This window comes from Chryseobacterium sp. MHB01, assembly GCF_034651565.1.
Lineage (GTDB): Bacteria > Bacteroidota > Bacteroidia > Flavobacteriales > Weeksellaceae > Chryseobacterium > Chryseobacterium nepalense.
The window spans coordinates 55,764-69,067 of record NZ_JAYEDA010000017.1; the positions used below are offsets into that span (position 1 = coordinate 55,764).

Genomic DNA, 13,304 nt, shown 5'->3' on the forward strand with positions numbered 1-13,304 from the left:
GGACTTTCAGATTTGAAAGTCTTTTTTAATTTCTAATTTTTCCCGAAATTCGTGCATTCTTAATGACATTAGAAACTTCTATAGAATACATAAAAGGCGTCGGTCCGGAAAAAGCCAAGCTCATCAGGAATGTGCTGGGAATTTCCATCGTGGAAGATTTCCTGAACTTTTTTCCGCTGCGTTATCTGGATAAAAGCAAAATCCATAAAATTGCACAGCTTCATGAGGTATCAACAGATGTTCAGCTGAAAGGAAAAATTACAAGTGTTCAGGAAATACAAACCGGAAAAACCAAAAGGCTTTCCGCAAAATTCAATGATGATACGGGGACAATGGATCTGGTGTGGTTCCAGTACTCCAAGTGGATGAAGGAACAGCTTCCCATTAATAAGGAAATCTATATTTTCGGGAAAATCAATGTATTCAACAACCAGTTTTCAATGCCACATCCGGAAATAGAGCCTGATGAAAAAAAAGAAGGCGACAATCGCCTGAAGCCTATTTATCCAAGCTCTGAAAAATTAACCAAAAGAGGACTGAATCAAAAATTTTTTCAAAATGTATTAAGGAATATCTGTATGGAAATTCCGAATCTTATCCAGGAAAATTTCCCGGATTACCTGATGAAAGCTTTCAAATTCATGTCCAGACAGCATATGTACCTTAACATCCATTTCCCTAAAGATGCTGAACATTTTAAGAAGGCAGATTACCGCCTGAGATTTGAAGAATCTTTCTTTTTTCAGCTGGGTTACGGCTTAAAAAAAATTCATCATAAAAGTCATACTGCAGGAAATCCTTTCCCGATCGTAGGTGATTATTTTAATAATTTTTACCAGCATCATCTTCCGTTTGATTTAACAGGTGCTCAAAAAAGAGTATTGAAAGAAATCCGGCAGGATATGAAACGTCCGATCCAGATGAACAGACTCCTTCAGGGTGATGTAGGCTCAGGAAAAACAATGGTTGCTTTGTTAACGATGTTGATTGCGAAAGATAATGGTTTCCAAAGCTGTATGATGGCTCCTACCGAGATTCTTGCCCAGCAGCATTATAACGGTATTAAAGAACTTCTTGAAAACACGGAAGTGAATGTTAAACTTTTAACGGGATCTACAAAAAAATCTGACCGTAAAATTATCCATGAAGAACTTGAAAACGGTGAACTTTCCATTCTTGTAGGAACGCACGCTGTACTGGAAGATAAAGTAAAGTTTAAAAATCTTGGACTAGCTATTATTGATGAACAGCATAGATTCGGGGTTGCTCAGAGAGCAAAATTATGGGCAAAAAATAAAATTCCGCCTCATATTCTTGTAATGACCGCTACTCCCATCCCGAGAACACTGGCCATGAGTTTTTATTCTGATCTGGATGTTTCTGTAATTGATGAAATGCCTGTAGGAAGAAAACCAATCATAACCGCTCACAGACGTGAAAAAGACCGGGCATATGTCTACAATTTCTGCCGCGAAGAAATTCAGAAAGGACGACAGGTGTATTTTGTATATCCTCTGATTGAAGAATCGGAGACACTGGATTACAAAAACCTGATGACCGGACTGGAAAATGTAATGGATAATTTCCCGAAATATAACGTAACCATGCTTCACGGACAAATGCGACCAGAAGAAAAAGATGCTGCAATGAGCTATTTTGCTTCCGGAAAAGCTGAAATTATGGTGGCAACTACGGTAATTGAAGTGGGCGTAAATGTACCGAACGCCTCAGTAATGGTGATTGAAAGTGCGGAGCGATTCGGTCTTTCCCAGCTTCATCAGTTGCGTGGACGTGTGGGACGTGGTGCAGAACAGAGCTACTGTATCCTGATGACTTCAGACAAATTATCCAGTGACAGCAGAACACGTATTAAAACCATGGTAGAAACAAATGACGGATTTAAGATTTCCGAAGTGGATATGCAACTTCGGGGTCCGGGTGATATTCTTGGTACACAACAAAGCGGCGTGGTAGATTTTAAAAGACTTGACCTGATTAATGATTCGGCCATCATTAAAGTTACTAAAAATACGGTTGAAAAAATCCTGAAAACAGATCCTTTATTAACCAATCCTGATAATCAGATCCTGAAAAACTATTATCTAAGGCAGTATAAAGGTAAAAACAAATGGAGTAAAATATCATAAAAAAACCGCGAAAAGAAATAAATCCTTACGCGGCTCCCCTTATAAAACTGTTATTTGAAGAAATTACTTTATCATCATAATATTTTGTGATGTGGTGTGATATATGTGGTGTGATGTGATGTTCTATTGATAATAAAGTAAAAACAAAATGAATTATCTTCCCAACCTGCTTATTTATAAAAACTAACTTGGCTTGATAAAGAAAGTATTAACAACTCTTCTTTACCTTTCGAGTTTTCATGATTGTACCGTTTTGTTTAAAGATCTCCTGCGCTTTATAGTCGGAAATTACTATAATTCATTTTGTTTAACTACATTGTGATTATATAATTTAGTTCATTATTAAAATGATTTTTCACTAAATGGCTGTTATTGCTTCCATAAATAAAACCAGAATTTCCCATCTGATATTATCACCTTTGTGTGAATCTTGAGATACAAATATAGAACTTTAATTTTAATTCCAAAATAATTCTTAAGTTTTTTTCACACCTTCATGATAAAATTATTTTTATTCAATCCTGAAGTATGATATTGCCATGTTATGGATATAATATCGGTTATATTTTTTTTCATATCTCTGTAATTATCAGGCTTTTTCATTACAACATTGGCACCGGTTACAAAAGCCTCTTCTTCTTGTTCAGAAGATAAGTTGTCATTAAATACGATGATGGTCATAGGATCAAATTTCTGATTGGATTTAATTTCACTAAGGCATTCAAGAGAATTTTTCAAGGGTAAAGAATAATTCATAAAAACGACTTCGGGAACTACAGTGTTTTCATTAAGATAAATCATCAGGTCTTTCCCGTTGCAGAACGTTTTTACTTTAACCTGAATTTTAAATTCCTGCAATATATTTTTGAAAAGAATGAGATTTCCTTCATCATCATCTGCCAGTAGCACATTGAGATATTCTTTTTTCATATTGCTCTGGAATAATAGGTATCGTGGCGCTGAACTTTTCTTCTCATCGCAATAATTTTCTGGAAATGCGACGGGGTAATTCCCGTAAGATTCTTAAACTGAGTACTCAGATGAGCAACACTGGAATAATTCAGGAGTTGAGCGATTTCCGTCAGGTTATATCTTTTGCCGATGATGAGTTCTTTGGCATATTCAATTTTCTGAATGATAATAAAGTTCTCTATTGAAGTATTTGTTGCATCAGAAAATACATTTGACAGATATCCATAGCTATGATTCAGTTTTTCCGCAATAAAAATGGAAGCTTTTACCGGCACGGCCTCGTCCGAGCCTACAAATTCCGCTATGGTGTCTTTTATTTTCTGAACCAGTGCCGTTTTTTGACTTTCAATAATTTCAATACCGTAATCTTCCAGATTTTCTCTGAAAACTCTGCTTTGTTCCTGTGTAAGGGTTTCGTACAATTCTACTTCTCCAAAGTTAAGAAGCCTGTATTTCAGTCCCTGATCTTTTAGTTTTTCTTCCAATACCTTCATACAGAGCGTATTGAAATCAAATTTTACATACATTTTCATCCTTATTATATGTATTTAATGGTATTTGTAAATATAATAATTTTATATCAATTATAAGTGATATAACTAACATACTGTTAAAAATGTCTTATAAAAAAAATTCCTGTATTGATAAACACAGGAATTTAAACACTAAGGATGAAAAAAAATATACTGATCAAGCAAATAATGCTTGAGACCAGGCAAATGAATGTATTTGTTATAAGTGACTTGGTTCTTTTACAAAGATGACACAAAAAGATACATCACATTTTATAGAATTATATTCAATTTTTATATAATTTTAAGTCAATCATGGGTGACATAAAACTCCATTTCATAATCATCCATTACAAAGCCGTTCCCGATATCTATCACCACTTCATTAAACACGGTAAATCCCTGAGATTCGTAGAATTTCTTTGCTGGATTATTTTTATTAACATTCAGGATTATTTTCCTGTCGTTCACAGAGGCTGCTTTTTCCTTTAAAAAATCAATGGCAGTTTTGCCAATTCCTTTACCTTTACTTTCAGGAACAAGATAAATCCTATGAAGTTTTGTGGTGTATTCCTGATAGCCATGCTCATATCCCAAAAAGCCTTCAAATGAATTATTATTTTCATCAAAAATTATATAATAATGGTAATCAGCATTTTGCATTTGCCGGATGATTTCATTTCGGGAATACATTGTTCCGAGCATATAATCTATCTGTTCTTGCGAAAGTAGGTCTTTATACGCTGCTTCCCAGGATTTTTCTGCAAGGCTCTGAATCAGCGGAATATCTTTTTCGTTAGCTTCTATAAATTTCATTTTGTAATTTTTATAAAATTTGATGTAAAAGTTATTGAAATTAAAATTATTACTGTTTTAAATTCATTAAAAAGGGTGAAAAGCTATAACCTTTTCACCCATATTTATTATTAGAAATTTTTGAAGAGACAGTATATCAAAAGTATGATTCACTTTTTCTTCTTACATTTCACTTGTTACAAACTTTTATACCTCTAAATATTTGCCATTTCAGCCTTAATTTTTGTGTAAAGTCCTTCTGAAGCGGCCACAAGGGGAAGTCTGAGATAATTTTTAATAATTCCTTTTTCGGCAAGAACAACTTTAATTCCGCAAGGATTTCCTTCAGCAAAGATCAGCCTGGTAATTTCTACGAGCTTATTGTGGATTTCATAAGCTTCATCCACTTTTCTGTCAAATGCCAGCTGCACCATTGTAGAAAATTCTTTAGGATAAGCCTGGCCGATTACAGAAATCACACCATTACCTCCTGCAAGTGTAACAGGCAGTGTAAATTCATCATCTCCGGAAACAAGATTAAAACCTTCAGGCTTTTTTCTTAAAATATCAAAATACTGGAGAATATTCGGGGCCGCTTCTTTTATCATCAATAAATTCGGGAATTCCTTTGCAAGACGTAAAGTCGTTTCCGCTTCAATATTTTGTCCTGTACGTGACGGAACGTTATAAATAATAATATTTTTTCCGGTGGAAGCCAGCATTTTATAATGCTGATAAAGTCCTTCCTGATTTGGTTTATTATAGTAAGGAGATACGGAAAGCACGGCTTCAAATGCGGAAAGATCCGTTTCTTCAATCTGTTTCTTAACTTCAAGAGTATTGTTTCCACCAATTCCAAGAACAAGCGGAACACGTTGATTAGTAACCTTAATGATATGCTCAATCACCTGTTTCTTCTCTTCTGCAGAAAGTGTTGCAGCCTCTGCTGTAGTTCCCAAAACAACTAAATAATTGGTTCCGTTTTCGATGTTGAAATCTACCAATCTGGTAAGACTTTCGAAATCTACGGATAAATCTTCATTAAAGGGCGTTACCAGCGCAACACCTACTCCTTTTAAAATGCTCATCTGTTAGAATAATTTTTTTCAAATTTAATAATTTACCCCAAGAATTTGTCATAAATAATAATGTTTTATTATACATATAATTATATTTGCATATACTAAAAGATATTATGAAATCGCTGGCTTAAAATTGTTTAGAAAAAACACTATAATTGCTATGATGACATAAAGACCTTTTTAAATAAAATTAAATTGCTGCATATGAAAAATAAATTCTTGTTACTAGGAATTGCTCTGGCCGCACTCTCCTCCTGCAAAACGGCTTCTCCGTTACAGGTAACAGAAGTGCAGACCCGGAAAAATATTTCTATTAATAATGAGCTAAAAAATGATGAGGAGTTTGTAAAAGTTATTGAGCCCTATAAACAAAAGCTGGATAATGAGATGAACCAAAAAATCTCTTATACCGCAGTAGATCTTAACAAACAGGGAGACAACAGCAATCTGGGAAATCTTTTAGCGGATTATACTTTTGACGGAGCAGAAGAATGGGCCAAAAAAAATCTTAGTAAAGATGTAGATGCCGCCCTGATCAATATCGGAGGTATCCGTACAAGCATCGGGAAAGGTGATATTCTGCTCAAAAGTGTATTTGAAGTGATGCCTTTTGAAAATGAAGTGATCATCGTAAAAATGAAAGGATCAGACTTGCAGGGTCTTTTCGATTACTATGCAAAAACTCAGGTCAACAATCCTGTTTCTCATCTGTACATTGAAACCAATGACGGGCAGCTTACAAAATCCCTCATCAATGGCAAAACAATAAATCCGGATCAGGAGTATTATATTGCCACTTCAGATTATCTGGCACTGGGAGGTGATAACATGAAGTTTTTTTCAAAGGGGGAAATGATTCCAACCGGAATCAAACTCAGAGATCTTTTTATTGATTATTTTAAGAAAACCCCTGAGGTAAATCCCAATTCAGATATTCGTTTAAATTTTATCGGTAAGAAGCAATGAACAGAAAAAGTTTTTTAAAAGCAATAGGCGGCGGGACTCTGGCAATGGCTTTAGCTCCCAATATGATGATGGCCGAGGAACTGAATTTTGTTGATATGAAGTCAACAAATAAACTTACTATTCTTCATACCAACGACCAGCACAGCAGAATTGAACCTTTCGATTCAAGTTATATTAAAAACCCTAATCAGGGAGGTTTTGCAAGGAGAGCAAGCCTTATACAGCAAATCAGAAACCAGGAATCCAATGTATTATTACTGGATTCAGGAGATATATTCCAGGGAACTCCCTACTTCAATTTTTTCGGGGGCGAGCTGGAATTCAGATTAATGTCTATGATGAAATATGATGCTTCCACCATGGGAAATCATGATTTTGATAACGGTCTGGACGGATTTTTAAAGGTTTTGCCAAATGCAAAATTTCCTTTTATCTGCTCTAATTACGACTTCAAGAATACAGTTCTGGACGGAAAAACTTCACCTTATAAAATCTTTAATAAAAACGGGATCAAAGTGGGGATTTTCGGTGTCGGAATTAAGCTGGACGGGCTTGTTGGCAAAAAGCAATACGGTGAAACCATTTACTCCGATCCTGTAGATGTAGCACAACATTATTCTAACTTCCTTAAGAATGAAGAAAAGTGTGATCTGGTGATCTGCCTTTCGCACATCGGTTACGATTATAAAGAAGACCCGGATAAAATAAGTGATAAAATCCTGGCCGCTAAAACTGAAAATATCGACCTTATTTTGGGTGGCCATACGCATACTTTCCTTCCGGAACCCGAAACTTTTGTCAACAGACAGGGTAAAAACGTCCTTGTCAACCAGGTAGGCTGGGCAGGACTTCTGTTAGGAAGAATAGATTTCTTTTTTGATATAAATAAAAACATAAAACATATTGCCTGGAACAATCAGGTAATTGACAGCAGTATAATAGCATAAGCATGAAAAAACTCTCTTTAATTTCTCTTGGTATTTTAGCATCCCTGCACGTTGCAAATGCACAGACTATTTCTTCAAAAAAATGGGCAGACCTGTTTTCTTATAACAACGTTATTGCCATGAAAGAAGATAACGGAAAAATAGTTGCAGCAGCAGAAAACGGGATTTTTTATTATACCATTTCATCAGGTGAAATTACCAAGCTGTCTAAAGCAAACGGCTTGCATGAGGTTAAAATTTCAGCATTCGATTACAATCCGCAGAATAAAATTGCGCTTATAGGATATCAGAACGGTTCGCTGGATGTTATTTCTCCCGACGGAATTACCTATGTTGTGGATATTCCTATTGCTACAGGGTATAACGGCAGCAAGAGAATTAATCATATCTCAATAACAGGAGACCTTGCAGTTATTTCGGTAGGTTACGGAGTTTCTATTTTTGATCTCAGGAAGAAAGAGTTTAAAGATTCTGCTTTTTTCTTATCAGGAGGTGTATATGAAGCGAGTAATGAAGCGACTATTTTCGGTAATAAAGTATTTTCGGTAACCAATACAGGCCTGAAAAGCCACGAAATGAATACAACATTTCCTGTATTCACCACATGGACAACTGAAATGGCGGGATCGTTCAGACATATTGATTCTGAAGGCATTTTAAGTTTTTCATCAGCAACCACAGGATATCTTTATAACAACGGTGCTTCTGTTCCTCTTTCTCAAACATTTACCAATGTGAAGGATGTTGTGGTGAACAGCAATAATATTGTTGTAACAGATCTAAACAGAGTTTACACATTCAATAACAACGGAAATTTTAACAATACCGTAAGTTTCGGTGAAGAATGTAATACGGCAACTACCGTAGGAAGCAGTGTGTATGGCGGAACAGTTTTATCAGGAATAAAAAATGAAAGCAACAATTCTTTCAAGCCCGACGGTCCTTATTTTAATTATGCCTACAAAATGAGTCTGTATGGTGAAAATCAACTCCTTGTATCTACGGGAGGAAGAGAAAACAGATTTAATACTGCCCTTAACAACCCAAAAAATCCCGGCTTTTATTACTTCAATGGTATGGAATGGATCTATCCTTCCTACTTCGTAGGAAATACTACAGGATTTAATGTCCTGGACGTTGTTTCAGATCCTGCAAGTCCGGATGATGTTTTCTTCACGAATTATACTACGGCGGAAGGACGCGGTGTATACAAGATGAAATATAATGCTGCCAGCAAGGATTTCACTTTTACCAAAAATTATAATCTAGGAACAACCAATCTGTATGCAAGACGGGCTGTAGGATTGGCTTTCGATGATGCAAACAATCTTTTTGTAAGCATCGCTTTTTCCAGTGACGGACCAGATGTTGGGCAGCTTACTGCAATCGGTGCTTACGACAGAGCAACTGATGATTTTCTTATAAAAAATACCACCACATTGGGTGCCGCACAAAAACCATTATTCTATGAAGGACTACTATGGATCCCGATCCCGAGGTTGAGTGCACTTGTTGCTTATGATGCTAAAAAAACAGTAAACACTTCTGATGATACCGCTTATATTCTGAACCAGGCCAATGGTTTCGATCCAAATTCCGGAGGTAATATTTCTGTAGCTTTGGATAAATCCGGAGATGCATGGATCGGTGGAGACTTGGGATTAAGGGTTTTACAGAATGCTGTTTCAGAAGTAAAAACTCCTGCAAGCGCTACTGTAGAGCCAATTATTATTGAACAGAACGGCCTTGGCGAAGAGCTTTTCAGAGATTCTCAGATTTTGCAGATTGAAGTGGATGCCGGTGATCACAAATGGGTTTCCGTGGATGGCGGGGGTGTCTATTATTTATCTTCAGACGGACAGCAAACCATAAAGCATTTTACTAAAGAAAATTCACCTCTTCCTACCAACAGTATTACCGATATTAAGGTTGACAAAAAAACAGGAAAAGTATATTTTGTTTCTTATGACGGAATTGTAACGTATCAGGGAGATGTTGCCGATGTAACTTCCGGCTTCGGAAACGTACTTGTATATCCGAATCCTGTAGTTTATTCCAATTTTAAAGGAAAAGTTACCATAAAAGGTCTTGCTGAAGTTACCAATATCAGGATTGCAGATGCAGCAGGAAATGTGGTGCACTCTGCTGTGGCAAGAGGCGGATATTATGAATGGGATCTTAATAACCAAAGAGGTAAAAGAGTAGCTTCAGGAATATATTTTGTACTGATGACAAATGAAGACGGATCTGATAAAGCAACGGCAAAGATTGCGGTAGTTAATTAATGAATTCACAAAACGGCTTTTTATTATCTTATATAAAATATGGTGAAAATGATGCGGTACTGCATTGTTTCACGGAAGAGGAAGGGTTTCAGTCTTATTTTCTGAAAGGTATTTATACTAAAAAAAATAAGAAAAAAGCCCTGCTCCTGCCATTGAGTAAACTTAATTTTTCACTGCTCCCACTCAGAGGAAATGGAATACAGACTATTTCCCGGTTTGAAATGATAAAAAGCAACGATATTTATACAGATATCCGTTGTAATTCAGTTGTATTTTTTATTTCAGACTTTCTGAATCAGAATTTAAAACATGAAAATAAAAATCATCATCTATTTTTCTGTCTGGAAGAATTTATTGATGAACTTGAAAACCAGAACTATCAATCTCATTTGATCTTTCTGATCAAAATTCTGAAAATTCAGGGCGTTGCCCCGCTACTGAACAATGGGAAATTTCTTGATCCGGAAACCGGTACATTTTCTTCTGAATTGATGCATCAGATATTTAATGAGGAGATCTCCGCGATATGGCTGGCAATTCTTTCTTCGGGAGATCCATACCGGATTAAAATCCTGTCGTCTCATAGAAAAGATTTCCTTGACAGCATTTTGGTGTATTATCATTATCATATCACAGATTTCAGGATTCCGCCATCATTGGAAGTCATTCAGCAAATTTTTGAATAAATATCATTCTTCAGGTGCTCAACTTTTTTTGGTGGGCATCTCAGTTTCGGATTCCGCAATTTTTTTCTTTGAAAACCTAGGCATAAGGATTTTTGCAACCAGCCCCGTCCAGCCTGTCTGGTGTGAAGCGCCTACTCCACGCCCATTATCTCCGTGAAAATATTCATAAAACAAAATATAATCCTTAAAATCCGGATCAGACTGAAATCTTGGATACTGCCCGTTGAAAGGACGGTTTCCATCTTTATCTTTCAAAAATATATTGGACAGCCTTTTGCTGAGTTCATCTGCAATCTGATCAAGATTTAAATAATTTCCGCTTCCTGTAGGGCATTCTACCAGAAAATCCGGACTATAATAAAAGAAAAAACGTTGCAGGCTTTCAATAATTAAGAAATTTATAGGAAACCATACCGGGCCACGCCAGTTGCTGTTTCCCCCGAAAAGCCGGCTGTCACTTTCTGCAGGTGTATATTTTACGGTGTAGTCTTTACCGTTCAGATGCAGGCTAAACGGATTCTTTTCATATTCTTTAGAAAGGGCACGGACTCCGAAATCGCTTAGAAATTCTTCAGAATTCAGCATTCTGTGGAGCAATCTTTTTAAACGATGCCCGCGGAGAAGGGAAAGCAGGTGTTTTGAATCCTCCCCTTTTACCTCCCAATGAGAAACCAAAGCAGCCAGTTCCGGTTTATTCTCCAGTACCCATTGCATTCTTTTTTTAAAATTCGGAAGATTTTCGATCATTTCATCATCAATAATTTCAACTGCAAACATCGGAATAAGGCCAACAATTGTTCTGATTCTTAAATACATATGATCTTTTCCCCCGAATGAAAGCGCGTCGTAGAAGAACTCATCTTCATCATCCCAAAGACTGAAGCATTCATCCCCCATATTGGCAAGAGAATTGGCAATCGCCAGAAAATGTTCAAAAAACTTTATGGCCATTTCTTCGTAAACCTTATTGTACAAGGCGAGTTCTAAAGCGATTCTCATCATATTAAGGGCAAACATGGCCATCCAACTCGTACCATCCGACTGCTCCAGATGTTCACCATCGGGAAGCGGCGTATTACGATCAAAAACCCCGATATTATCTAATCCTAAAAAGCCGCCTTCGAAAATATTGTTTCCGTTATTATCCTTTTTATTGACCCACCAGGTAAAATTCATCAGCAGTTTTTGAAATGCACTTTCCAGGAACGGAAGGTCCGGTTTTCCTTTTAAATATTCATCAATTTTAAAAACTCTGAAAACGGCCCATGCGTGAACCGGCGGATTCACATCATTAAAATCCCATTCGTAAGCCGGAAGCTGCCCATTGGGATGCATATACCATTCAAAAAGGAATAATTTCAGCTGATGTTTGGCAAAATCAGGGTCAATCAATGAAAAGCTGATCGTATGAAAAGCCAGATCCCACGTTGCATACCATGGATATTCCCATTTATCCGGCATTGAAATAATATGTTCATTATTGAGATGTTTCCACTGGAAATTCCGGATCTTATCCCGGGATTTTGGAGGTTGCGGCTGGTCAGGATCGCCTTTCAGCCACTTTTCGACATTATAATGGTAAAACATTTTACTCCAAAGCATTCCCGCAAAAGCCTGCCGCTGTACCAGTTTTTCATCTTCCGTTTTAATTCCGTCCTGAATTTCCTCGTAAAACTCATCGGCTTCCTGTTTTCGCTGACTGAAAATTTCATCAAATCCGGAAAAAGGCTTCTTAAGATCCTTATCGGATAACCTGAATTTAAAAATTTTTTCTTCTTTTGGATTAAAACTCTCATTGATTAAAAAAGCCGCCTTCGTACCAATATTCTTAGGGTTTACGGATTGTGGATTTCCATTAATAATAAAATCATTGATTCCGTCTTTGGTGTAATCGCTTTGGTTGGGACACTGATACAGTTTTTCATTATTGGTTTCATTATCACAGAATAAAATTAGTTCTGCATTCTCTGCATAAAAGTTTTTGATTTCTAAATCCTTATGTTGAATTTTTACATTATTTCCCTCGCCCGAATTTAGCTGGGGCATATAATCATCATAACCCCACCGCCAAGTATTTCTGAACCATAAAGCCGGAAGAATCACCAGAGGAGCTGTGTTTTCTGATTTATTGACAATGGTAAGCCGAATCAGAATATCCTGATCATCGGCTTTTGCATATTCGATGAAAATATCAAAGTACTCATTTTTATCAAAAATTCCTGTATCAATCAACTCATATTCAGGGTCCTGTTTGCCCCTTTCTGCGTTTGTTTTAATGAGGTCTTCATAAGGAAATGTATTTTGAGGATATTTGTAAAGCATCTTCATGTAAGAATGCGTCGGTGTGGAATCCAGATAATAGTAATACTCCTTTACATCTTCTCCGTGATTTCCCTGTCCGTTGGTAAGCCCGAAGAACCGCTCTTTTACCATTTTATCTTTCTTATTCCAGAAGCCGAAAGAAAATACGAGCTTCTGAAGGTCATCGCAAATGCCACAGATGCCTTCTTCTCCCCAACGATATGCTTTTGCCTCTGCCGTATCGTGTGTAGTATAGTTCCAGGCGTCTCCGTTGGGACTATAGTCTTCACGAACCAATCCCCATTCCCGGTTGCTGACGTAAGGCCCCCATTTTTTCCAGGTGATGTCAGAGACTCTTTCTTTTTCTTTCATGCTTCTGCTTATGATTGATTTATGATGATTTATGATATCTGTTCTTTTTGAACATAAAGACAGATGCTTCCTTCGTCAGAATAACAGCTGTTTCGGTTATTTTTAAAACAACTTTGCTAACTATTATTTTTTTGACAAACGCAAAGGGTTCGTGCTTCACCTTAAAGTCTGCCTCTTCTACTTTGACGAAGATGCGCCCCGGATTGAACGGCCTGTCTGAGCTCTTTTTCTGTTTTTCG

The 13,304-nt window shown here is 36.7% G+C and carries 11 protein-coding genes; 5 read left to right on the forward strand and 6 right to left on the reverse strand.

Annotated elements, in window-relative coordinates:
• The first annotated feature begins 62 nt into the window (after window positions 1-62).
• The gene (gene recG, locus U9K52_RS19340) at window positions 63-2,147 is read left to right on the forward strand and encodes an ATP-dependent DNA helicase RecG (RefSeq protein WP_322927798.1); all 2,085 of its coding nucleotides are present in this window, start codon (window positions 63-65) and stop codon (window positions 2,145-2,147) included.
• Window positions 2,148-2,633: 486 nt separating this feature from the next.
• Here the strand turns inward: recG and U9K52_RS19345 are convergent, their stop codons facing one another.
• The 4 genes from U9K52_RS19345 to dapA form a co-directional block, all read right to left on the reverse strand.
• Entirely contained in the window at window positions 2,634-3,077 is a 444-nt protein-coding gene (locus tag U9K52_RS19345) for a response regulator (protein ID WP_312174478.1), read from the reverse strand.
• On the reverse strand, window positions 3,074-3,652 hold the full coding sequence (locus tag U9K52_RS19350; RefSeq protein ID WP_248394681.1) for a helix-turn-helix domain-containing protein: 579 nt from the start codon (window positions 3,650-3,652) through the stop codon (window positions 3,074-3,076). The genes U9K52_RS19345 and U9K52_RS19350 overlap by 4 nt, the downstream gene beginning before the upstream one ends.
• A gap of 288 nt (window positions 3,653-3,940) precedes the next feature.
• Window positions 3,941-4,447: a GNAT family N-acetyltransferase gene (locus U9K52_RS19355; protein ID WP_248394682.1), complete on the reverse strand. Its 507-nt coding sequence runs from the start codon at window positions 4,445-4,447 to the stop codon at window positions 3,941-3,943.
• Window positions 4,448-4,641: 194 nt separating this feature from the next.
• Window positions 4,642-5,514, reverse strand: a complete 873-nt coding sequence (dapA, locus tag U9K52_RS19360; RefSeq protein ID WP_248394683.1) for a 4-hydroxy-tetrahydrodipicolinate synthase — start codon at window positions 5,512-5,514, stop codon at window positions 4,642-4,644.
• Window positions 5,515-5,712: 198 nt separating this feature from the next.
• On the opposite strand from dapA, the gene U9K52_RS19365 reads away from it, so the two are divergent.
• The 4 genes from U9K52_RS19365 to recO are packed head-to-tail and all read left to right on the forward strand — an operon-like array spanning window position 5,713 to window position 10,392.
• Entirely contained in the window at window positions 5,713-6,474 is a 762-nt protein-coding gene (locus U9K52_RS19365; RefSeq protein WP_248394685.1) for a 5'-nucleotidase C-terminal domain-containing protein, read from the forward strand.
• Entirely contained in the window at window positions 6,471-7,421 is a 951-nt protein-coding gene (locus U9K52_RS19370) for a metallophosphatase (protein ID WP_322927799.1), read from the forward strand. Before U9K52_RS19365 ends, U9K52_RS19370 begins: the two co-directional genes overlap by 4 nt.
• A gap of 2 nt (window positions 7,422-7,423) precedes the next feature.
• Window positions 7,424-9,706: a T9SS type A sorting domain-containing protein gene (locus U9K52_RS19375; protein ID WP_263602391.1), complete on the forward strand. Its 2,283-nt coding sequence runs from the start codon at window positions 7,424-7,426 to the stop codon at window positions 9,704-9,706.
• A complete protein-coding gene (gene recO, locus U9K52_RS19380; protein ID WP_263602390.1) occupies window positions 9,706-10,392 on the forward strand; it encodes a DNA repair protein RecO in 687 nt (228 codons plus the stop codon). Before U9K52_RS19375 ends, recO begins: the two co-directional genes overlap by 1 nt.
• An 18-nt stretch (window positions 10,393-10,410) precedes the next feature.
• On the opposite strand, the gene U9K52_RS19385 is transcribed toward recO, so the two are convergent.
• Together U9K52_RS19385 and U9K52_RS19390 are read right to left on the reverse strand one after the other, a co-directional pair.
• Complete coding sequence (locus tag U9K52_RS19385; protein WP_322927800.1) at window positions 10,411-13,065, reverse strand: MGH1-like glycoside hydrolase domain-containing protein; 2,655 nt, start codon at window positions 13,063-13,065, stop codon at window positions 10,411-10,413.
• Between the two features lie 19 nt (window positions 13,066-13,084).
• Window positions 13,085-13,304 (reverse strand): hypothetical protein (locus U9K52_RS19390; protein ID WP_322927801.1); only part of this gene is annotated, 220 nt, incomplete at its 5' end.

Coding starts and splice junctions, on each gene's coding strand:
- recO (WP_263602390.1), top strand. CDS start 9,706: ATGAATTCACAAAACGGCTTTTTATTATCTTATATAAAATATGGTGAA.
- U9K52_RS19365 (WP_248394685.1), top strand. CDS start 5,713: ATGAAAAATAAATTCTTGTTACTAGGAATTGCTCTGGCCGCACTCTCC.
- recG (WP_322927798.1), top strand. CDS start 63: ATGACATTAGAAACTTCTATAGAATACATAAAAGGCGTCGGTCCGGAA.
- U9K52_RS19385 (WP_322927800.1), bottom strand. CDS start 13,065: ATGAAAGAAAAAGAAAGAGTCTCTGACATCACCTGGAAAAAATGGGGG.
- U9K52_RS19370 (WP_322927799.1), top strand. CDS start 6,471: ATGAACAGAAAAAGTTTTTTAAAAGCAATAGGCGGCGGGACTCTGGCA.
- U9K52_RS19345 (WP_312174478.1), bottom strand. CDS start 3,077: ATGAAAAAAGAATATCTCAATGTGCTACTGGCAGATGATGATGAAGGA.
- U9K52_RS19350 (WP_248394681.1), bottom strand. CDS start 3,652: ATGAAAATGTATGTAAAATTTGATTTCAATACGCTCTGTATGAAGGTA.
- U9K52_RS19375 (WP_263602391.1), top strand. CDS start 7,424: ATGAAAAAACTCTCTTTAATTTCTCTTGGTATTTTAGCATCCCTGCAC.
- U9K52_RS19355 (WP_248394682.1), bottom strand. CDS start 4,447: ATGAAATTTATAGAAGCTAACGAAAAAGATATTCCGCTGATTCAGAGC.
- dapA (WP_248394683.1), bottom strand. CDS start 5,514: ATGAGCATTTTAAAAGGAGTAGGTGTTGCGCTGGTAACGCCCTTTAAT.